The following is a 21,306-nucleotide window of genomic DNA, read 5'->3' on the forward strand; positions in this document are numbered from 1 at the left end:
CGTAAGCTGGCCGGGTGCGAACACGACCGACGCTGACCTGGACGCCGACGGGAGCACCGTTCCCGAGGACGACCAGCATCGCGGCGGTCGCGGAGGTGCTGGCGGCGGGCCGTGTGGTGGTGCTCAGCGGCGCCGGGCTGTCCACCGAGTCCGGGATTCCGGACTACCGCGGCGAATCCGGCAGCCTGCGCACGCACACCCCGATGACCTTTGACGAGTTCGCGGGCACCGCCACCGGTCGCCGCCGGTACTGGGCGCGCAGCCATCTCGGCTGGCGCACCATCGCCCGCGCCCATCCGAACGACGGGCACCGCGCCGTCACCGCGTTGCACGCCGCCGGGTACGTCACCGGGGTCATCACCCAGAACGTGGACGGGTTGCACCAGGCGGCGGGCACGCGGCCGGTGGTGGAGTTGCACGGCAGCCTGGACAGGGTGGTGTGCCTCGGCTGCCGCCGCACCAGCGCGCGCGAAGACCTCGACCGGCGGCTGCGGGCGGCGAACCCCGATTTCGAGGCGACGGCGACGCGGATCAACCCGGACGGCGACGTCGACCTGCCCGACGACGTGGTCCGCGGCTTCCGCGTCGTCGGCTGCGCGGACTGCGCGTCGGGTGTGCTCAAACCGGATGTGGTGTTCTTCGGGGAGAACGTGCCGCGCCCGCGGGTCGACGAGTGCTACCGGATGGTCGACGCGGCCGACGGCCTGCTGGTGCTCGGCTCGTCGTTGACGGTGATGTCCGGGCTGCGCTTCGTGCGCCACGCGGCCAAGGCGGGCAAGCCGGTGCTCATCGTCAACCGCGGCGAAACGCGGGGCGACGCGCACGCGTCGGTCCTCGTCGACCTTCCGCTCGGTGCCGCGCTGACCGATCTCGTCGCGCTGCTCGGTGCCTGAAAACGCGTTACCCCGCATCGCGCGCGCCGGTTATCCTGGTGCCATGGCAGCGAATTCTCGCCGATTTAGGCGCCCCTTGGCCCGTACCGGGCGGCGAAGGGGTTCGTCTTCCGCGCGCTGACCTCGCCGAGCTCCCGGGCCAAGGGGATGCCGATCCCGTAGGCCCGATTCGCTCCGGAGGCTCGTATGCCCACCCCGCTTTCCCCTGCCCAGCTCGCCGCCGATCTCGCCGTCCGCGATCTCACCGAAGGCGTCCACGCGATCCGGCTCGCCGTCCGCCGCACCGTCGAAGCCCTCGCCACCGCGTGGGGCTGCGAGGTCCGGTGGTGCCGTGGCGACCGGATCGTCACGATCGCCGACAACTACGACAACCTCGGCTACGCGTCCTCCGACGTCACCCGCGACGCCCGGTACACCAGGTACGTCGACGAAACCCGGATGCTGCGCAGCCATTCGAGCGCGCTCGTCCCGGCCGCGCTGCGCGATCTCGCGCGACGGCCCGCCGACGACGTGCTGCTGGTGTGCCCCGGGATCGTCTACCGCCGGGATTCGCTCGACCGCCTGCACACCGGCACCCCGCACCAGCTCGACCTGTGGCGGCTTTCCCGCCGGGCGCCGATGACGGGCGGCGATCTCGACGAGATGATCACGACCGTGCTCGGCGCGCTGCTGCCCGGCGCCGCCGATCGACGGGAGCCGCGCGTCCACCCGTACACGGTGGCGGGCCGCCAGGTCGACGTCGAGCGGGGCGGCGAATGGGTCGAGGTGGCCGAATGCGGTCTCGCCCATCCCGCCGTGCTCGCGCGCGCCGGGCTCGACGGGTCGTGGAGCGGGCTCGCCATGGGCATGGGATTGGACCGGATCGTCATGCTGGTCAAGGAGATCCCGGACATCCGGCTGCTGCGCTCCCCCGAGCCCGCGGTCGCGGTGCAGATGACCGATCTCGCCCACTATCGCCCGGTGTCCGCGATGCCACCGATCCGACGCGACATCTCGCTCGCCGTCGCCGCCGACGATGCCGCGGAAGACCTCGGCGACCGCGTCCGAGAAGCACTCGGCCCTGAGGCGGCCGCGGTGGAATCCGTTGGAATACTCCAGGAAACGCCGTGCCACGACCTGCCGCCGCAAGCGCTGGCGCGGCTCGGCGCGGACCCGCACCAGAAGAACGTGCTCGTCCGGATCGTCCTGCGGCACCTGCACCACACGCTGTCCGACCGGGAAGCGAACACCATGCGGGACCGCATCTACGCCGCGCTGCACCAGGGCAGCGCACGGCAGTGGACGACTACGAAACCCAGTGGCACCAAGGAATAACGGCTCGCTACGCTGCACGCTTCGTCGGGCTGATCAAGGTCGTCCGCGAGTTTCGCTGAGCACGGCCAGCACGTCCTCGTCGGTGGTTTGCGTGAAGTCGTAGTACCACTCGCCGACCGCGGTGAAGGACTCCGGGGCGGCCGCGCACACCACGTCGTCCGCGTCGGCGAGCAGGGCTTCCGCGGCGGCGGGCGCGCACACCGGTGCGGCGAACACGATCGCACGCGGGTTCTCCGCGCGGAGGGACCGCACCGCCGCGGTCGCGGTGGCGCCGGTGGCGAGCCCGTCGTCGACCAGGATCAGGTCGCGCTCGTCCCGGGGTTCCGGCGCCAGGTCCTTCCGGTACAGCTCCTCGCGCCGCTTCGCCTCGGCGCGTTCGCGGCGCGCCGCCTCGCTCAGGTCGGCGGCGGTCAAGCCCAGCTTGTCGAGGATGCGGTCGTCGTAGGTCGCCGGACCCGACGCGGTCACGGCGCCGACGGCGAACTCGGGATGACCTGGAGCGCCGATCTTGCGCGCCACCGCGACCTCGAGCGGGGCACCGAGCCTGCGCGCGACCGGCTCCGCCACCGGGACCCCGCCCCTGGCCAGCCCGAGCACGAGCGGGCGATGCCATTCCGTCGGCGCGAGCAGCGCCGCGAGGCGTTCACCCGCCTTCGGACGATCGGGAAAGATCCGGGTACCCACCACTCCTCCCTCGGTCGAGACCTGTCCCGGGGTGCGTTCCCGGCGGCGGGAGTTCCGAAACGGCTACCGGCGCTCGTCCTCGGCGAGATCGTCGATCGCACCGACGAGCTGGTGCAGCGCGGGCAGCGCCGCGGTCAGCAGGTGCTGCCAGGCGGGATGCAGGCGCGCCATCGCGGTTTCCAGGATTTCCGCGTTGTGACCGTGCCACCGGCGCACCGCCTCGCGGCCTTGCCCGGTCAGTTCCAGCGCGACCGTGCGCCGGTCGTCCTCGCCGCTGGTGCGGGTGACCAGTTCACGCGCGCGCAGCCCGTTGACCATGGTGGTGACGGAGTTCGGAGCGAGCCGGAGCACGTGCGCGAGCCTGCTCGGCCCCGCGCCGGGGTTTTCCGCCAGGCAGGAAAGCAGTTCGAGCTGCGCGACGGACAGCGTGTTCGACGGATCGGCGTTGCGGGCCGCGCGGCGCATCGCCCGCCGCAGCCGCGCGACGACCTCGGCGAGCGCCACATCGGGCGTTTCGGCGCTCATACCAGGACCTTCGCGCCCGCGAACCCCGTAGCACCCGCGACCACGGCCGCCGCGGCGAGCACACCGAGCGCGAGCGCGGTGCCCGCGGCCCCGCCCGCGTGCAGGCACAGCGTCACCAATGCGACGCCGAGCGCGGTGCCGAGTCCGCGCGCCATGTTCACCAGCCCTCCCCCGGCCGCCGAGCTGCGCGCCGGGATCGCTCCCATGATCGCCGAGTTGTTCGCCGGGATGAACACTCCCAAACCGAGGCCGAGTACGAACAGCGACACGCCAGCGAGCGCACCGGAATGCACCGTGAACACGAGCGCCGAACATCCCGCGACGCTCGCCGCCGCGCCGAGCAGAACCCTGCCCCGGGTGCCGAGCTTCGAGGGCAGCACCCGATCCGCGGCCACGGCGGCGACCGCGAATCCGGCGGGAAGGCATGTCAGCACCAGCCCGACCCCGGCGCCGAGCACCTGCGGCAGCAGGGTCAGCGGCCCGAACAGCACGAGGTACCCGCACAACGCGCCGGTCAGGCCGAGCGCGACCACCGGAGCGCGCAGCATCTTCAGGCACACCACGGGATTCGCCGCTTTGGCCTCGCGGCGCGCGAACCCCGCCGCCGCGGCGATGCCGACGAGGGCCAGCGCGGCGGCCGACCAGCTCGGAAAGTCCAAACCAGACAACACCGACAGCGCGAGCAGGATCGCGGTGGACGCCGTCGCCAGCAGCACGACACCGCCGGTGTCGAACCGGCCGAGCGGGGTGCGCTCACGCGTCCTCGGCAGCAGGTAACGCCCCGCGACCAGGCCGATGATCCCCACCGGGACGTTCACCAGGAACACCCACCGCCAGCCCGCCGTGGTCACGAGCAGGCCGCCGACCGTGGGGCCGAGCGCCAGCCCGAGCGCCTGCGCCGCCGCCTGCACGCCCAGCGCGGCGCGCATCTTCGCCTTCGGCACGCTCGTGACGACCAGTGCCACGCTGTTCGCCTGCAACATCGCCGCGCCGACGGCCTGCACCACCCGGAACGCGATCAGCCAGCCGAGTGACGGGGCGAGCCCGCAGGCGACGGAAGCGGCGGTGAAGACCGCGAACCCGTGGCCGTAGGTGAGCTTGCGGCCCGCGGCGTCGGCGATCCTGCCGACCGCCGCGAGCAACCCGACCAGGGTCAGCAGGTAGGCCAGCGACACCCACTCGACGGCGGCCATCGGATGGGCGAACTCGCGCTGCAGCGCGGGGAAGGTGAGCGTGACGATGCTCGCGTCGAGCTGGCCCATGAACGCCCCGAAGCAGACGGCGCCGACCGCGAACCACCCCGCCCTCGGGTGTTCGCGCACCGCGCGCGGCCGGGCGCGTTCGACGAGCGCCGCCACGCACACCTCCTGAGTAACTCGTAAACAGATCCAATATGAGTTTACCTATCCAATGCCTTAGCGCATCACGATGGCTAGTTACATCGGTCTCAGAGACACTCAGGTCGAGATCGAGCAAGCGTGGCGCGGCCCGTGCCATCATGTCGGCTGTGGAGTCCACCCGAGTGGACCGCTGGCTGTGGGCGGTCCGGCTGACCAAGACGCGGCCCGACGCCGCCGCGGCCTGCCGCGGCGGGCACGTGCGCGTCAACGACCGGCCGGCCAAACCGGCGACCACCGTGTCACCCGGTGACGAGATCCGCGCCCGCGTCGGCCAGACCACCCGGATCGTCGAAGTGGTGCGGGTGATCCAGAAACGGGTCGGCGCCGCCGACGCCGCCACCTGCTTCATCGACCGGACACCCGCCCCGCCGTCGGAGACTTCGGCCCCCGTCGCCCGGCGCGAACGCGGCGCCGGACGCCCGACGAAGCGCGAGCGCCGCGTCCTCGACAAGTTCCGCGCCGCGCAGCGCTAGGGCGTTTTTCAAAAGCGGCGGAGCCGGTTGAGGTGGGCCGTCAGCTCGCACCGCCGGAGGTTCTGACGTGGTTCCTGGCGAGGACAGCGCCAGCGTGGTGAAGACACTGTCGCGCGCAGCGCGTCCGTGAGGGGCGGTGGTCGGGCTGGCGGGTGGGCCACGTCAGGTTCTCCCACCCGCACCGCCACGCAAACCACGTCCAAACGCCTCCTAACGGGTTCAGTCCCGCTTGAGGGCGTTGGTGAGACCGGCTACGACGGTCGTGGTCAGGAGCCAGCCGGACGCGGTCAGCACCCACGCCCACACCTGCGCCGCCCCTTCGGCGACCCACGCCTTGTCCTGGCCGAGATCGATCACCGGCAGCAGGACGTCGAGTGTGTAGGCGAACCGGTTGAGCGCGGGCGGGTTCGCCACCGCGGGGTGCAGCTGGGCCGGATCGAGCACGAACGCGCCCACGACCAGCAGCACCAGCAGCCACAGCGCGGCGAGCCAGGTCCGGTAGCCGTAGCCGACCGTGAGGTACAGCAACCAGTTCCAGGCCCGGCCCACCGGGTTCAGCACGCGCCTGCGCCGCCACTGCCGCGCCAGCCGGACCGTCCTCGCCGCCTCGACCCTGCCCATCCGCCGGTACGCCTCAGCGAGCTGGTCGTACACGCCGGGCGTGTACCCGTGGTGCCGCGCCACCCAACGCAGCCGCTGCCGCGTGGTGACGTGATCGTTGCCCAGCGTCTCGTAGGCGAAACCGCGCAGTTCGAGCCGTTCCGGCCAGGTCGCCGGCTCGTCGGAGTAGGACCGCACCGTCGCGTTGGTCAGGTCGAGCACCCCGGTCGGCGCCGACGACGGCCGGAAGACCAGGTCACCGCCCACCCGGCAGCCCGCGAACGTCAGATCGCCGCGCGCCGCGAACCCGCCGCCGCACAGCAGGGACTCGCCGACCACGAGCCCGGACGCGTCGAGCGCGATCCCGCCGTCGCAGGCCACCGCCGCCCCGCCCAGATCGAGCTGACCGCCGATCCGGGCACCCGACAGCCCGATCGTGCCCTCGCAGCGGAACCCGTTCCTGGCGAACACCGACCGCCCGACCGACAGGTCGTCCGCGGCGACCGCCGAGCCGTCCGCGCCCGTCACGCTCGCCGTGCTCAGGATCAGCGACCCGCCGACGCTCGCGCCCACCAGCCGGATCTCGCCCTCGACCACGCAGTCTCGCCGGAGGAACAGGTCCTGCGAAACGGTCGCACTGTCCAGGTTGATCGCCCGACCGTCCGGATTGGACAAGGTGGCCGCGCTGCACGACAGCGTGCCGCCGATCTGCGCACCGACCATCCGCACCTCGCCATCGGCCCGGAACCCGTCGCGGCAGAAGGCGTCCTGGCCGACCATGAGCCCGTCCGCGGACAGCACCTCGGCACCGGGAGCGCTCAGACGCGCGCCGTCGAGTTCGAGCGTGCCACCGATCCTGGCGCTGGCCAGCCGCACGCTCCCCCGCGCGCTGAACCCGTCCCGCGCGAACAGGTTCTGCCCGATCACGACGTTGTCGGCTGCCAGCGCATCACCACCGGGATTCGACAGCCGCGCGCCGTTGAGGTATAGCGAGCCGCCGATGTTCGCCCCGAGCAGCCGCACCTCGTCGCCCGCCGTCGCCAGCCCGGCCAGGTCGAGCGACCCCCGCACCTCCAACTGTTCGGCCAGCAGCTCGCCCACCCTGGAGCGGGTCATCCGGATCGACGGCGCCTGCGCCTCGCGCAGGTTCACCACGTCGTCCAGCCTGCAGTCGACGAGCCAGCACGGGCCAGGCAGCGTCACCGCCTCCAGGTTCAGCGCGCCGACGATCCTGGCGCCGGTCAGCTTCACCGCGCGCACCGGGCCGTCCCTCTTGCCGAGCAACAGCTCTTCGACGACCTGCGCACGAACGGCGTCCGCTTCGGACGCCCGCAGATCGAGCCAGTCGCCGTCGGCGGCCGCTTCGATCAGCCGCTGTTCCTCGCGGGTCAGGTCGGCGAGCATCTCCCACCCCTGTCGGCCTGCTGACGTCGGCCACCCGGCGGGTGACGCGGGAAGTGTGCCACTCCTCGCGGCGATCAGGGGCCTGTGGTCGGCGAACAACCCGCGGTTGTCGTCGATCGCGTGTCGCTTGTTGGACGCCACGACGGCCCCTCGGATCGAATGCGCGTGGAAGTACCGGCCGACAACCGAAGGTGGTTACCGTGGATTCTTTCGTCCACCTGCATGTGCACACCGAGTATTCGATGCTCGATGGTGCGGCGAAGATCGGTCCGTTGTTCGCGGAGGCGGCGCGGTTGGAGATGCCGGCGGTGGGGATGACCGACCACGGCAACATGTACGGGGCGGACGAGTTCTATCAGCAGGCTCGTAAGCATGGGTTGAAGCCGATCATCGGGATCGAGGCGTATGTCGCGCCGGAGTCGCGGTTTCACAAGAAGCCGGTGTTCTGGGGGCAGTCGAGCCAGCGTGGTGCGGATGAGTTCGGTGAGGGTGGTGACGTCTCCGGTGGTGGTGCGTATACGCATATGACGATGCTGGCGGAGAACCCGGTGGGGTTGCGGAACTTGTTCAAGTTGTCGTCGCTGGCGTCGATGCAGGGGTATTACCGGAAGCCGCGGATGGATCGGGAGATCATCGCGGAGAACGCGGCGGGGATCATCGCGACGACGGGGTGCCCGTCGGGTGAGGTGCAGACCCGGTTGCGGCTGGGGCAGAAGGACGCGGCGGTGCAGGCGGCGTCGGACTACAAGGACATTTTCGGGCCGGAGAACTTCTTCCTGGAGTTGATGGATCACGGGTTGCCGATCGAGCGGTCGGTGCGGGAGGGGTTGCTGGAGATCGGCAGGCTCCTGGACCTCAAGCCCTTGGCGACGAACGATTCGCATTATGTGACCAAGGATCAGGCGGACACGCACTCGGCGTTGTTGTGCGTGCAGGCGGGTAAGACGCTGAATGATCCGAACCGGTTCAAGTTCGACGGGGACGGTTACTACCTGAAGTCGGCCGCGGACATGCGGGAGTACTGGGACAAAGAGGTCCCCGGCGCCGCGGACTCGACCCTGCTGATCGCCGAACGCGTCGAGTCCTACGAAGAGGTCTACACCCACAAAGACCGAATGCCGGTCTTCGAAGTGCCCGAGGGCCACGACCAGGCGTCGTGGCTGCGGGAACAGGTCATGGCTGGCCTGCGCTGGCGCCTCCCCAGCGGAATCGATCAGTCCTATGTGGACCGCGCGGACTTCGAGATCGACGTCATCGTCGGCAAGGGCTTCCCCGCCTACTTCCTGATCGTCGCCGACCTCATGCGCCACGCACGCGAAGTCGGCATCAGGGTCGGGCCGGGCCGAGGTTCCGCGGCGGGCTCCCTCGTCGCCTACGCACTCGGTATCACCAACCTCGATCCGCTGGAACTCGGCCTGCTCTTCGAGCGGTTCCTCAACCCCGAACGCGTCTCGATGCCCGACATCGACATGGACTTCGACGACCGCCGCCGCGGCGAGATGATCCAGTACGCCACCGAGCGCTACGGCGCCGACTACGTCGCCCAGGTCATCACCTTCGGCACCATCAAGACGAAAGCGGCGATCAAGGACTCCGCCCGCGTCCACTATGGACAGCTCGGCTACGCGATCGCCGACCGCATCTCGAAAGCACTCCCCCCACCCGTCGCCGCCAAGGACATCCCGCTGTCGGGGATCGTCGATGCGAAGCACGAGCGCTACGCCGAGGCCGCCGAGGTCCGCACGCTCGTGGAGACCGACGACGAGTGCAAGACGATCTTCGACACCGCGCGCGGCCTGGAGGGCCTGATCCGCAACGCGGGCGTGCACGCCTGCGCGGTGATCATGTCCAGCGAGCCACTGGCCGACGCGATTCCGTTGTGGCGCCGCGACGACGGGTCGATCATCACCGGCTGGGACTACCCGTCGTGCGAGGCCATCGGCCTGCTGAAGATGGACTTCCTCGGTCTGCGCAACCTCACCGTCATCGGCGACGCGATCGACAACATCAAGGAAAACCGCGGCGTCGACATCGACCTCGACACCCTCGGCGTCGACGACGAAGCCACCTACCAGCTCCTCGTCCGCGGCGAGAGCCTCGGCGTGTTCCAGCTCGACGGCAACGCCATGCGCGATCTCCTGCGCCGGCTCCGCCCCACCGGCCTCGGCGACATCATCGCCGTCAACGCGCTCTACCGGCCGGGCCCGATGGCGATGAACACGCACAACAACTACGCCGACCGCAAGAACGGCAGGCAACCGATCGAGCCGATCCACCCGGAACTCGCCGAGCCCCTGCGCGAAATCCTCGCCGAAACGCACGGCCTCGTGGTGTACCAGGAGCAGATCATGCAGATCGCGCAGAAGGTGGCCGGGTACTCGATGGGCCGTGCCGACACCTTGCGGCGCGCCATGGGCAAGAAGAAGAAAGAGGTGCTGGAAAAGGAGTTCGAAGGCTTCGCCTCAGGTATGCGCGCCAACGGCTTTTCGACCGCGGCCGTGCAAGCGCTGTGGGACACGATCCTCCCGTTCGCCGGGTACGCGTTCAACAAGAGCCACGCCGCGGGTTACGCGCTGCTCGGTTTCTGGACGGCGTATCTGAAGGCGAACTACACCGCGGAGTACATGGCCGCGTTGCTGACTTCGGTGGGGGACAACAAGGACAAGTCGGCGATCTACCTCTCGGAGTGCCGCAGGCTCGGGATCAAGGTGCTGCCGCCGGACGTCAACGAGTCCGCCATGCGCTTCGCCGCGGTCGGCGACGACATCCGCTTCGGCATGGGCGCGGTCCGCAACGTCGGCGCCAACGTCGTCGAATCCATCATCAAGACCCGCCAGGAAAAAGGGAAGTACTCCTCCTTCACCGACTTCCTCGACAAGTCCGAACTACTGGCCTGCAACAAACGCGTCATCGAATCCCTGATCAAAGCCGGCGGCTTCGACTCACTCGGCAACACCCGCCTGTCCATGATCCAAGTCCACGAAGACGCCGTGGAAGCCGTCGTCCCGCTCAAACGCCAGCAGGCCATGGGCCAGTTCGACCTCTTCGGCGGCGGAGACGACACCCCCGCCGAGGAATCCTCCTCACCGCTGGCGCACCTGAAGTTCGGCGAAGAGGAGTACCCGCGCAAGCAGCTGCTCGCCTACGAACGCGAAATGCTCGGCCTCTACGTCTCCGCCCACCCCCTCGACGGCGCCGAACGCATCCTGCGCAAACACGCACCCCGCCCCATCGCCGCCATCCTGGCCGACCCGCCCAAGGAAGGCGAGGTCGTCATCTCCGGCCTCATCACCTCCCTCGAACGCCGCGTCAACAAAAAAGGCGAACCCTGGGCCATCTGCACCATCGAAGACATGGACGCCTCGCTCGAAGTCCTGTTCTTCCCCCGCTCCTACGTCCTGTTCGCCGCCGACCTCGTCGAAGACAACGCCGTCCTCGCCAAAGGCCGCGTCAACTGGCGCGAAGACAAAATGTCCATCTTCGGCGGCGGACTCGTCCCACTCGACCTCTCCGACGCCGACACCACGGACGAACTGTTCGTACTGCGCGCGGCCGCCGAAAAGGTCGACGAGGCGGTGGTCCTCGAACTCAAGTCGACTCTGCTCGCGCATCCCGGCGAAACCCCGGTGCGACTCGACCTCGTCGGCGTGGACCGGACCACCCGGTACGCGCTCGACCGGTACCCGGTGACGGTCACCTCGACACTTCGGGGTGAGCTGAAGGGCATTCGCGGAATTTCGGTGGCCTGATTAGGATCGGTGTTCGGGAGCGCCGAGCGACCGCCCGGCGGGAGGATGCCATGGAACTGTGGGCAGAGCTCGACCGGCTGCGCGAAGGCACCGTCCAGCCGCGGGTCTTCGGCGAAGCGTACGAAACCGCGTCGGGGACCACGATCATTCCGGTGTCCAGGACCAGCGGGTTCGGGCGCTCGGTGACACCGGTGGGCGCGTTCGTCGTCCACGACGGCACCGCCGAATGGGTGCCAGCCGTCGACAACACCCGGATCGCACTGCTCGGCGGGCTCGTCGGCCTCGCCGCGGCCGTGATCTCCACGCTCGCGGTGCTGCGACGCCCGCCGTGGCCGGATCTTTCGGTGCGCGGCCTCACAGCCCTGCGAGAGAACCGCGAGGCCACCGAGCAGCGCTGAATTTCCGCTCAGGCGCGCACTTTTTCCGACGGCCGGGAGGACCGGGCACCGGCGAAGGCCACCGCCGTGGCGAGGAGGGCCAGCGCCAAGCAAAGCCACTCGAACCAGTCACCGAAACGGCTGTACAGCGTGGTTCCCGGGCCGTCGGACACGTCGGTGACCACGGTGGTGAACGCGTCCTCGCCGCCGTCACCAGTGGCCTTGTCCGCACGCACCCTGCCCCACCCGTCGTTGACGCTCAGCACCGTCTGCCGTCCGCCCCACAGGACCGCCTGCCCGTTCTCCACGCCGCAGAGCAGCGCCGTGCGGCTCGCTTGCCAGCCGTTGTCGTCCTCCGTCGACGCGGGAACGGCGAGCATCCGCGACCCGGCACGGCCGTAGGCGTCACTCGGGTCCGCGTGCCCGATGTCCGCGCAGATCGCGATCCCGACCTCCTGGCCGCGTCCCGGCACGAACACCAGGTCGTGGCCCTTCGGGCTCACCATGTCGTGCCGCTTCAGATAGACCGCGGGATCATCGCCCGACGCCGGGAACACCAGCGCGTAGTTGTACTTCCGGTCCCCGTCCCCACCAGGCGAACCCGACGACCAGGTCCATGCCCTTCGTCGTCGCGAGCCTGCGCATCGGTTCGATCAGCTCGGGCGGCCTCGCCGTCTTCGACCCGAACGCCGCCTCCGGCAGGACCACCGTCCTGACTCCCGCAGGCAACGCCGAAAGCCGGTCCACATAGGCGTCGAGGAGGCGCTACCCTCGGCGCCAGCGCACCGAGAAGCCGCGTTCGCTCGCGAGGGCGGGGCTGCTGCGCGCGGTGACGTTCCACTGTCCTTTTCGGATCGGTGGTGCCTCTACCGCACGGAAGGTGTCCTGCCCGCGATGGATCTGACCCGCCGGGGCACACCGCCACGCCGCGGTTGGGGCCGCTGACGAGGTCGGGTGAACTGGTTGTCGAACCGTTGGGCGAGCGCAGTGGCGAGCCGCGCGCGGAGTTCGGTCAGCCGCTCGATGCGCTCATCGAGCTCGGCGAGCCGACGGGTGATGATGCCCGCCATCGGACAGTCGTCGTCGACGACCTCGGCGTTCAGCATCGCAACCACCGCCTGGACGTCACCGATCGTCAGCCCGGTGTCGAGCAGATCGCGCACGGTGCGCAGCCATTGGACGTCTTCGTCGTCGTACTCGCGGTGCCCTGACACCGTGCGCCGGGCCGCGAACAGGCCGCACTGCTCGTAGTAGCGCAACGCCCTCGGGGTGAGGCCGACCGCCGCCGCCACCTCGCCGATACGCATTCGTCTTCCTCCCAGCGGATCACAGCTCCACGACCACGGCCCCGATGTGCCGTCCGCCGAGCAGCTCGCGCAACGCGCGCGGTGCCTCATCGATACCGGAAAGACGGGAGTGGGGGAACACGATGGTCCCCTCGGCCATGCCGCGCCCGAACTCCCGCGTCGCCTCCGCGACCGCGTCGAGGTGGTCGGCGACGGCGAAGCCGTGCAGCTTGATCCCGCGCATGATGAGCGCTCCGGTGTCGATCTCCACCGGTGCGCTGAATCCGCCCGAGACCTGGCTCGACATCGTTCCGACGAGCGCGACCCGCGCACCGTGGCGCGCCACCGCCAACGCCGCCACCAGCTGTTCGCCGCCGACGTTGTCGAAGACCACGTCGATCCCGTCCGGCGCCGCCGCGCGCAGCTGTTCCTCGACGCCGCCCTCGCCGCGGACGACCACGGCGTCGTAGCCGAGTTCGCCGAGCAGGTAGTCGACTTTGGACCGGGACCCGGTGCTGCCGATGACACTGGTGGCCCCGCGCAGTCGCGCGACCTGCCCGGCCAGCGAGCCGACCCCGCCCGAAGCCCCGGTCACGAAGACCGTGTCCCCCGCACGGACCTCGCCGCCGCGCACAACTCCGAGCCACGCGGTCACCCCCTGCGACAGATGACCGGCGAGGTCCGGCAGCGCCTGCGTGTCGACCGGCCGCACCGCGCCCGCGTCGACGGCGGCGTACTCGCGCCAACCCTGTTGGTGCGCAACGAGATCACCGGACGCCAGGCCCGTATCGCCCGCCTCGACCACCTCGCCGACCGCGGGACCCCACAACACCTGGCCCGGTTCGTACGAGGGCATGGGCAGCCCGATTTCGCCGTCCATGAGCGAGCGCATGACCGCGGTGACGCTTATCATCCGGTTGCGGACGAGCACCTCCCCCGTACCGGGCCGCGGCACCGGAACCTCGACCACCCGCAGGTCCCCGTCCCGCAACGGACCCGAGGGACGCCTGACCAACCGCACTTCACGATGACTACCGAAGGACATGGCCGCACACTAGAACTTGACGTGCACGTCAAGTGCAAGATCGCAGTCAGTCCTTGAGCACGGGGGTGTTCTGCGTGGCGGCCAGCCACCACCGCCCGTCTTCTTCCCGGGTCAGGATCCACAGCGGCGTGCCCTCGTTGCGGAGGTCGTCGTCGGTGTCGCTGGTGTGCACCTGGTGCAGTTTGACCGCGGCGACGTCGGGCCGGATGAACTGCAGGTGCACCAGTTCGTAGGTCGACACGCCTTCGGATTTCCGCGCGTACGCCGTGCGGACGTGACCGATCAGCTCGTCGTGACCGAGCAGGACCTTGCCGCCTGCCATCGTGGCGATCGCGTCCTTTTTGAACAAGCTCATGTACTCGTCCACGAGCTGGTTCGCGTGGGCGTACTGGAAGTCCGCGATGACCTGTTTGATCGCCTCGATGTCCGCTTCGCGGGACGAAGTGCCGCTCTCGGTTGTCGTCATGGGCGCGAGCCTAAAACCTCCAGTGCACTAGAGGTCAACGAACCCTGGCCGGTCGGTCGTCTGTTGCGGTTGTGACAGTTATTGGTCAGGATCGGCGGATAACGCTGGAGTCCCCACAAAGCCCAGCCGTATAGGTCGTTATACGCTCGGTCAGAGACCGAACGACTTGCCGATGATGTCGCGCTGGATCTCGCTCGTCCCTCCGTACACAGTGGACACCACGGTGGACCGCAGCAGCGCTTCCATCCCGTACTCGGTCGCGTACCCGTAGCCGCCGAGCATCTGCATCCCGTCCAGCGCCATCGCCTTCGCGAACTCGGTCGCCTTCAGCTTCGCCATGGATGCCTCGCGCGGGAACAACTCCCCCGGGTTCGCGTCGATCTTGCCCGCCACGTCGTGCACCAGCAGCCGGGTGCACTCCAGCTCGGTCGCGTGATCGGCGAGCCGGTGCCGCAACGCCTGGAAGCTCCCCACCGGACGCCCGAACTGCTTGCGCTGCTTGACGTAGTCGAGGGTGTCGGTGAACGCGCGCCGTGCCGCGCCGAGCATGAGCCCGGCCAGGATCATGCGTTCGAGGTTCAGCCCGGCCATGAGCTGTCCCCACGCCTTGCCCTCGACGCCGACGACGGAATCGGCGGGGAGCACGCAGTCGGTGAAGTAGAGGTCGTTGACCTCCTTGCCGCCCATGGTGTCGATGCCGTGCACCGCGAGCCCGTCGATCCCCGTCGGCACCGAGAACATGGTCAGTCCGTCGTGCTTGCCCGCGGTGGTATCGGTTCGCGCGACGAGCAGGATGTTCTCCGCGATGTGCGCATTGGAACACCACGTCTTCTGGCCGTTGACGACCCAGCCGTCGCCGGTCCGCTCCGCCTTGCAGGTCAGTGCGCCGACGTCGGATCCCGCGCCGGGTTCGGACATCGAAATCGCGAGCACCTTGCCTTCGGTCACCGCACCGAGCAGGCGCTTCTTCTGCTCGGGCGACCCGAACCGCTCGTAGGCGGCGGCCGCGATGATCGTCGTCGCGAAACCGCCGATCGGCGCGCGCCAGTACCCGCTCTCCTCCAGGAACAGCACGAGATCGACCATCCCCTGCCCACCGCCGCCGTACTCCTCCGGCAGGGACACCCCGAGCCAGCCGAGGCCAGCGAGCTTTCCGTACAACTCCGGATCGTGCGGCCCCGCCGGTTTCCCCACCTCACGACGGTAGAAGTCCCCGATCGCGTCGACGAAGGCGCGCTGTTCGAAGGTCAATTCCCAGGACATGCGTGAACCCCTTTTCAGACGAGCGGGCGCCCGGCGCGGATGCGGCGGCGGACGTCCCACAGGCACAGGTTGAACGGGAACTGGCGCAACGGCCGCGGGAGCCGCTTCGCGACGGCACCGACCGCGGTCATCAGCGCGCGCCAGCGCCGCTCCTGCCGCGACGTCCAGCCGAGGCGCATTTCGTCCCGGAATCGCCGCGGCAGGAACCCGGTGGTGACGAAGCGGTGGAATCGGCCGAACAGCAAGCGGGAAACCCGATCGGCGAACTTCAGGTCGACGATGGCGGTGAGGTAGTCCCGCACGGTGTCGTCGATCGACACCGCGTCGAGCGACTCGGTCCAGTACTCCTCGAAGGCGTCGCGATCGGCGGGCCACATCTCCCTGCGCACCTGCAAGGTCGTGCCGAGCGCCGAGGCCTCCTGGTAGAACTCGTCGACCCGCTCGGGGGCGATCCCGCCGAGGAAGACGTCGTAGGTGTCCTCGAATCCTTTGTAGAGGCACGCCGCCACCCACAGCTGCAGGTTCCGGTCGAACGCGTTGTACTCGACCGGGCTCGGCTCGGTCGACCGGACGTGGACGTGCGCGGTGTTGACCGCGCGGCGGTAGTGCCGCTTGTCCTCGTCGGTCCCCATCGTGGCGACCGCGAGATAGCTCAGCGTCGTGCGCGTCCGCTTCACCGGGTGGTGGAACAGATTCCCGCTGTGGACCTTGCTCTCCACCACGCCGTACCCGACACCCGGCCTGGCCAGCTGCATGATCACATTCGCGGAGCCCGCCATCAGGGCGGCACCGAGCACCGCTTCGTCGAGCGTCGCCGTGTTCGCCCGCGTCGTCTCCATCGTCGACCTCCGCTCATCTGCACACGGCCGTTCGCAGATATGCAACGCGGTCCGAGCCGCCGTGTCAAGATGGGGGCCATGGAAAGCACGTCACTGCGCGTCTACGGCGGCATCACCGGCGACGACCGGCAGGCCGAGCGCCGCGCCCAGTTCGTCGAAGCGGGATTGGCGCTGCTGGGCGCGGAAGACGGCGAGCCGAACCTGACCGTGCGGGGCGCGTGCAAGCAGGCCGGGCTCGCCGCCCGGTACTTCTACGAGAGCTTCGAAGACCGCGACGCGCTCGCCGTGGCCGTGTTCGACCACGTGGTGTCCGAGATCGCGGCGACCACGCTGGCCGCGGTGAAGGCGGCCGAGCCGGACCCGAGGGCGAAGTCGGCGGCGGGCCTGCGCGCGATCGTGCGCCTGATCGCCGGAGACCCGCGCCGCGGCCGCCTGCTGTTCTCCCCCGCGATCTCCACACCGGTGCTGCTGAACCGGCGCGCCGAGTCGACCCGCATGTTCGCGCACCTGCTGTCCACGCAGGCGCGCGACTTCTACGGGATCGCGGACAGCAGCCACCTCGACCTCGCCACCGAGTTCCTGGTCGGCGGCCTCGGCCAGACGCTGGCGTCCTGGCTCGACGGGACGCTCCCGATCAGCGAGGACGACATCGTCGCGCGGTGCACCGAGATCTTCCTGCACCTGGCCGAATTGCGCTGACCCCTCAGCGGTCGGCCGCCGTTCGCTCGCGGTAGGCCGCCGTGGCAGCGGCCAGATCCGCCGCCGATCGCCCGTCGAGCGCGGCGTGCATCTCGCGGTTCGCGGCGACCACGGACGCGGTCTCCTCCCGGCGGATCTTCTGGTAGGCGGCAAGGCCGCCGGGAAAGTCGCCGGGAAAGTCGCCGGGAAGGTCGCGCGCCAGTTCGTCGGCGAGCACGCGCGCGTCCACAATGGACTGCGACGCGCCGTTGGCACCCACCGGGTACATCGGGTGCGCGGCGTCGCCGAGCAGGGTCACCCTGCCCGTTCCCCAGTGCGGCAACGGGTTCCGGTCCACCATCGGGTACTCCAGCAACGCCTCGCTGTGCGACACCAGCCACGGCACGTCCAGCCAGCCGAGATCCCAGTCGCCGACGCGCGCGAGCACATCGGCGACGTGGCCGGGGGTGTTCCAGCCCGCGTCGCCCGGCAGCGGGCCGGGTCCGGCTTCGCGCGCCAGCACGACCCAGTTGAGCGAGTCCGGCCCGATCGGGTACACGATCATCTCCACCCCGTCGCCACCGCGCACGAGCGCCGCCGACCGGCCACCGAAGAACGGGCGGGCCGCCGTGACGCCGCGCCACATGCGCGTCCCCGACCACTGCAGTGGGCCCTCCCCCGGATGCAACGCCGCCCGGACGGTCGAGTGCACCCCGTCCGCGGCGATCAGCACCTCGGCCCTCATCGTGCCGCCCGGTACCCGTACCCGCACCTCGTCGGCGTCCTGGTCGAAGTCCAGCAGCCCGCTTCCGGTGCGCACCGCGTCCTCGCCCAGCCGTTGGCGGACGACTTCGAGCAGGAGCATTTGGAGCTTGCCGCGGTGCACCGAGTACTGCGGCGAACCGTAACCGCCCGCGAGCCCGCGCGGCTCCGTGAACAGCCGCTCGCCGCGCTCGTTCACGTAGACGTGCTCCGCGGTGGCGACCCCGATCTCGGGCAGCCTGTCCCCCAGGCCCAGTTCTTCCAGCTCGCGCACGGCGTGCGGCAGCACGTTGATGCCGACGCCGAGCGGTTTCGGATCGCGCACCCTTTCGATGACGGTCGCCTCGATCCCGTTGGCGTGCAAGGTCAGCGCGGCGGTGAGGCCGCCGATCCCGGCACCCGCGATCAGCACTTCCATGGTCTTCCCCTTTCGGTCTCCCTCCACCTTCGGCCGGACCGCACCAGAAGTCCAAGATCTGGTTGTGCTGGCTACTAGCATGATCCGTTATGGAACTGCGTCAGCTCGAATACTTCGTGACCGTGGCGGAAGAAGCGAACTTCACCAGGGCGGCGGAACGACTGCACGTCGCGCAACCGGGGATCAGCGCGCAGATCCGGCGGTTGGAACGGGAACTCGGCCAGGAGCTGTTCGACCGGGCGGGGCGCACCGTGCGGCTGACCGAGGTCGGGACCGCGGTGCTCCCCTACGCCAGGGCAGCGCTCGCCGCGGTGACCGGCACCCGCCTCGCGGTCGACGAGCTGACCGGGCTGCTGCGCGGGCGCGTCGCGGTCGGCACGGTCAGCTCCACCAACACGCTCGATCTGCCCGCGCTGCTGTCGTCGTTCCACCACGCCCACCCCGCCGTGGAAATCACCCTCGTCGAACAGACCTCCGAGGAGCTCGTAGACGCGGTGCGCACGGGGCGGCTCGATGTCGCCATCGTCGCGCTGGGCGCATACGAGCTACCGCCCGATCTTCGGGGCCAGGTGATCGCCGAACAACCCGTCGTGGCGGTGCTGGCCGCGGAGAAGGCTCCGGGAACACGCAAGACGATGCCGCTCGACAACCTGCGGGACCGGCCGCTGATCTGCATGCCGGAGGGCACCGGGATCCGGTCCTGTCTCGACGACGCGTGCGCCAAAGCGGGCTTCACCCCGCACATCGCGTTCGAAGCCGGAAATCCCGCACTGCTCGCGAGCCTTGCCGCGAAGGGCCTGGGGACCGCGATCCTGCCCTCGTCCGTCGCGAAAGGACAGAGCGGTGTCCGCGCGCTCACCATCACGAAGCCGAAGCTGCGCGGGCGGCTCGTCTTCGCGTGGCGCGCGGGCGGCCCGATCAGCCCGGCCGCCCGCGCACTCGTCGAGCTGGCACGGCGCACCCTGAAGTTCACCGCGTGACCGGTGCGCGGTCTGGCCCCTTGTCGCGATCACTTTGCGCCACAGTTCGCCGGGGCCGACCTGATGCCTGCCGACGTCGGGACACCGACAACGACCGGTGTGACTTCAACCCGACACCGCACACCCCGGAGCGCAGTGGCCGGAATCCCCTGGCTCTCGGGCGTGACGGTCACCTCGGACAGGCTCGCCACGCGATTTTCGTAGGCACCCGACTCCAGTACATGCTTGTCTCCTCGTCAGCGTCTTCCTCGTTGGCGGGATCGCGCTGGGTGGACGGCCGGTCAGGCGAGTTCCAGGATGATGCCGTCACCGGCTTCGTCGTTGTCAGGGCCGTGGTCGCGAATGATGTCGACGATCTCGTCGAACAGAGAGTCGGACCTTCACCACGTCGCGCGGCTGCGATCCTGGCCGCGACCTCCGCCCGGTTCGACGGATGGCAGGTGCGGAGAACCTCTTCCCGCTGCCGGATCGTCGCCTGGTAGCCCAGCGCGGCGCGGGACGACGCGGAGTTGAGCCATCGCAGGACCCAACCACCGTCGGGCGTACCGAATCCGCCTCGGAAAACCTGCCACCGTCGACGATCAGTACGGGGAGGGCGTTGTCGTCGGCGGGGCGAACGTGGCACGTTCTGGTCTTGATCGGAACATTCCTCAGAACTGTCGTGGTCTTCGAGTAGAGTGGAAATTGGGGGCTGCATTTTTGGGTTTGCTCGCGTTTTGGTGGGCACGGTGAAAGTTTCAGACACGCCTGCGGCACGCAGTTGGCAACTGAACGAAAACCCTTGGCCACCTTGGATAGCATCCCCGACGCACTGACGGTCCCGTTCGTTTTTTGGCCTGCGGTGTCGTTGTGGGCGCGTTGTGGCAGGTTGTGATCATTTCTGCACCCGATCGGGTGATGAGGTGGTTGGTAGAATTGTTTTGTGGACGTACTAGAGAAGTCTGAAGAGCGGGTTGTTGCTGATTCTGCGGAGCATTGGAAGAGGTGGTCTCGATATGGGCAGGCGATGTTGTTGCGACAAATTGTGCAGATGAGACAGGTGCAGTCTCGAAGATCGGTGCTTGCCTGGGTGGCGTTGTCGTGCAACTGCACCCAGGCGGGGGCGGAGCGGAAGGCGGCGCTCGCTGACGCGTTGACTTCATACCTGCCGCGGACACTGGAGGCGCTGGAGAACGGGCTCATTGATGAAGGTATGGCAGCGAAGGTGTTCGAAGCCACCGCCTGCGCATCCCAGGATGTCGCGCGGGAAGTCGATGCGCGGGTGAAGTTCGAGAACAAGAACTCGGCCTCACTGCGGCGAATGGTCAACACGCTGCTGATGCGCATCGACCCGGAAGGATATGAGGCACGGCGGCGGGCGAAGGCGGCGGCGCGGATGCTGGAAATCCGGCATGGGGATCACGGATCGTCGACCTTGTTCGCCGAACTGCCCTCCGACCGTGCCCAGGCCATCTACGCCGCCTGTGACCGGGATGCGTTGGAGAAGAAGCGCAAGGGCGATAAGCGCACCATGGACCAGCTTCGAGTCGATGCGCTGGTGGAGCGCTGCTTGGGTGGAGAGTGTGGGGGTAAGCCGAAGGCGCAGATCTTCGTCTACATCGACCTCCCCACGTTGATGGGGATGCGGAACAACCCGGGTGAACTCGCCGGGTGCGGGGAAATCTCACCCGAGATGGCCCGCGAGATCGCCTTCGATTCGAACTCGGTGTGGAACCGCATCGTGTCGGAACCGATGACCGGGCTACCGGTCGACATGGGACGCAAGAGCTACCGGCCATCGGCACAGATGCGCAAGTACGTCCAAGTGTTGCACCGCACCTGTTGCATGCTGGGATGTTCCCGGCCCGCCCAATACTCCGACCTCGACCACGCGCAACCTTGGAGCGAGGGCGGCGGGACCGACAAGGTCAACATCCGCCCGTTCTGCCGGGTGCACCACGGTTTGCGTGACGAACCCGGCTGGGAATTCCACACCGACGCCAACGGCGTCACCACCATCACCACCCCCGACGGCCACACCTACACCGACGACCCCACCGGGTTCATCTGACCGAGCACGGCGAACTACGCCGGACCGGACCGGGCGGTCGAGCCGACACCGCGAACACCGTGGTGGCCTCTGCGGTCACGGCCCGGCGTGCTCGGACGGG

General features: G+C 69.1%; 20 protein-coding genes. 8 read left to right on the forward strand and 12 right to left on the reverse strand.

Annotated elements, in window-relative coordinates:
- Positions 1-14: 14 nt before the first annotated feature.
- Together HUW46_RS43865 and srmL are read left to right on the forward strand one after the other, a co-directional pair.
- Positions 15-893, forward strand: a complete 879-nt coding sequence (locus HUW46_RS43865) for an NAD-dependent protein deacetylase (protein ID WP_215544537.1) — start codon at positions 15-17, stop codon at positions 891-893.
- 186 nt (positions 894-1,079) lie between these two features.
- Positions 1,080-2,207 (forward strand): PheS-related mystery ligase SrmL, encoded by a 1,128-nt coding sequence (srmL, locus tag HUW46_RS43870; RefSeq protein WP_215544538.1) that lies wholly within the window; start codon positions 1,080-1,082, stop codon positions 2,205-2,207.
- 33 nt (positions 2,208-2,240) lie between these two features.
- Here srmL and HUW46_RS43875 read toward each other — a convergent pair whose 3' ends face one another.
- Genes HUW46_RS43875 through HUW46_RS43885 form a run of 3 tightly spaced genes read right to left on the reverse strand, consistent with a single transcriptional unit; the run spans position 2,241 to position 4,774 of the window.
- The gene (locus tag HUW46_RS43875) at positions 2,241-2,894 is read right to left on the reverse strand and encodes a phosphoribosyltransferase family protein (protein WP_215544539.1); all 654 of its coding nucleotides are present in this window, start codon (positions 2,892-2,894) and stop codon (positions 2,241-2,243) included.
- 60 nt (positions 2,895-2,954) lie between these two features.
- Positions 2,955-3,416 carry a MarR family winged helix-turn-helix transcriptional regulator gene (locus HUW46_RS43880; protein ID WP_215544540.1) on the reverse strand — a complete coding sequence of 154 codons (462 nt, stop codon included), beginning with the start codon at positions 3,414-3,416 and terminating at the stop codon, positions 2,955-2,957.
- Positions 3,413-4,774 (reverse strand): MFS transporter, encoded by a 1,362-nt coding sequence (locus HUW46_RS43885; protein ID WP_215544541.1) that lies wholly within the window; start codon positions 4,772-4,774, stop codon positions 3,413-3,415. The genes HUW46_RS43880 and HUW46_RS43885 overlap by 4 nt, the downstream gene beginning before the upstream one ends.
- A 140-nt stretch (positions 4,775-4,914) precedes the next feature.
- On the opposite strand from HUW46_RS43885, the gene HUW46_RS43890 reads away from it, so the two are divergent.
- Positions 4,915-5,289: an RNA-binding S4 domain-containing protein gene (locus HUW46_RS43890; RefSeq protein WP_215544542.1), complete on the forward strand. Its 375-nt coding sequence runs from the start codon at positions 4,915-4,917 to the stop codon at positions 5,287-5,289.
- Positions 5,290-5,508: 219 nt separating this feature from the next.
- Here HUW46_RS43890 and HUW46_RS43895 read toward each other — a convergent pair whose 3' ends face one another.
- Complete coding sequence (locus HUW46_RS43895; protein WP_215544543.1) at positions 5,509-7,293, reverse strand: hypothetical protein; 1,785 nt, start codon at positions 7,291-7,293, stop codon at positions 5,509-5,511.
- A gap of 200 nt (positions 7,294-7,493) precedes the next feature.
- Between HUW46_RS43895 and dnaE the strand changes: the two genes are divergently transcribed.
- Positions 7,494-11,042 carry a DNA polymerase III subunit alpha gene (gene dnaE, locus HUW46_RS43900; protein ID WP_215544544.1) on the forward strand — a complete coding sequence of 1,183 codons (3,549 nt, stop codon included), beginning with the start codon at positions 7,494-7,496 and terminating at the stop codon, positions 11,040-11,042.
- Between the two features lie 50 nt (positions 11,043-11,092).
- A complete protein-coding gene (locus tag HUW46_RS43905) occupies positions 11,093-11,440 on the forward strand; it encodes a GerW family sporulation protein (RefSeq protein ID WP_215544545.1) in 348 nt (115 codons plus the stop codon).
- Positions 11,441-11,448: 8 nt separating this feature from the next.
- On the opposite strand, the gene HUW46_RS43910 is transcribed toward HUW46_RS43905, so the two are convergent.
- From HUW46_RS43910 to HUW46_RS43940, 7 genes are all read right to left on the reverse strand, one after another.
- Positions 11,449-11,925, reverse strand: coding sequence for a hypothetical protein (locus tag HUW46_RS43910; RefSeq protein WP_215544546.1), 477 nt, complete (start codon positions 11,923-11,925; stop codon positions 11,449-11,451).
- A 28-nt stretch (positions 11,926-11,953) separates the two neighbouring features.
- Positions 11,954-12,127 (reverse strand): hypothetical protein, encoded by a 174-nt coding sequence (locus HUW46_RS43915; protein ID WP_215544547.1) that lies wholly within the window; start codon positions 12,125-12,127, stop codon positions 11,954-11,956.
- A 158-nt stretch (positions 12,128-12,285) separates the two neighbouring features.
- Positions 12,286-12,726: a MerR family transcriptional regulator gene (locus HUW46_RS43920; RefSeq protein WP_215544548.1), complete on the reverse strand. Its 441-nt coding sequence runs from the start codon at positions 12,724-12,726 to the stop codon at positions 12,286-12,288.
- Positions 12,727-12,745: 19 nt separating this feature from the next.
- On the reverse strand, positions 12,746-13,750 hold the full coding sequence (locus HUW46_RS43925) for an MDR family NADP-dependent oxidoreductase (RefSeq protein ID WP_215544549.1): 1,005 nt from the start codon (positions 13,748-13,750) through the stop codon (positions 12,746-12,748).
- A 46-nt stretch (positions 13,751-13,796) separates the two neighbouring features.
- Positions 13,797-14,216 carry an SgcJ/EcaC family oxidoreductase gene (locus HUW46_RS43930; protein WP_215544550.1) on the reverse strand — a complete coding sequence of 140 codons (420 nt, stop codon included), beginning with the start codon at positions 14,214-14,216 and terminating at the stop codon, positions 13,797-13,799.
- Between the two features lie 150 nt (positions 14,217-14,366).
- Positions 14,367-15,479 (reverse strand): acyl-CoA dehydrogenase family protein, encoded by a 1,113-nt coding sequence (locus HUW46_RS43935; RefSeq protein WP_215544551.1) that lies wholly within the window; start codon positions 15,477-15,479, stop codon positions 14,367-14,369.
- A gap of 14 nt (positions 15,480-15,493) precedes the next feature.
- A complete protein-coding gene (locus tag HUW46_RS43940; protein WP_215544552.1) occupies positions 15,494-16,318 on the reverse strand; it encodes an oxygenase MpaB family protein in 825 nt (274 codons plus the stop codon).
- 78 nt (positions 16,319-16,396) lie between these two features.
- Between HUW46_RS43940 and HUW46_RS43945 the strand changes: the two genes are divergently transcribed.
- Complete coding sequence (locus HUW46_RS43945; protein ID WP_215544553.1) at positions 16,397-17,017, forward strand: TetR/AcrR family transcriptional regulator; 621 nt, start codon at positions 16,397-16,399, stop codon at positions 17,015-17,017.
- 4 nt (positions 17,018-17,021) lie between these two features.
- Here the strand turns inward: HUW46_RS43945 and HUW46_RS43950 are convergent, their stop codons facing one another.
- On the reverse strand, positions 17,022-18,176 hold the full coding sequence (locus HUW46_RS43950; protein WP_215544554.1) for an FAD-dependent monooxygenase: 1,155 nt from the start codon (positions 18,174-18,176) through the stop codon (positions 17,022-17,024).
- Positions 18,177-18,265: 89 nt separating this feature from the next.
- On the opposite strand from HUW46_RS43950, the gene HUW46_RS43955 reads away from it, so the two are divergent.
- Complete coding sequence (locus tag HUW46_RS43955; protein ID WP_215544555.1) at positions 18,266-19,156, forward strand: LysR family transcriptional regulator; 891 nt, start codon at positions 18,266-18,268, stop codon at positions 19,154-19,156.
- Positions 19,157-20,186: 1,030 nt separating this feature from the next.
- Positions 20,187-21,206 (forward strand): HNH endonuclease signature motif containing protein, encoded by a 1,020-nt coding sequence (locus HUW46_RS43960; RefSeq protein WP_215544556.1) that lies wholly within the window; start codon positions 20,187-20,189, stop codon positions 21,204-21,206.
- Positions 21,207-21,306: the final 100 nt, after the last annotated feature.

The organism is Amycolatopsis sp. CA-230715, from assembly GCF_018736145.1.
Taxonomy (GTDB): domain Bacteria; phylum Actinomycetota; class Actinomycetes; order Mycobacteriales; family Pseudonocardiaceae; genus Amycolatopsis.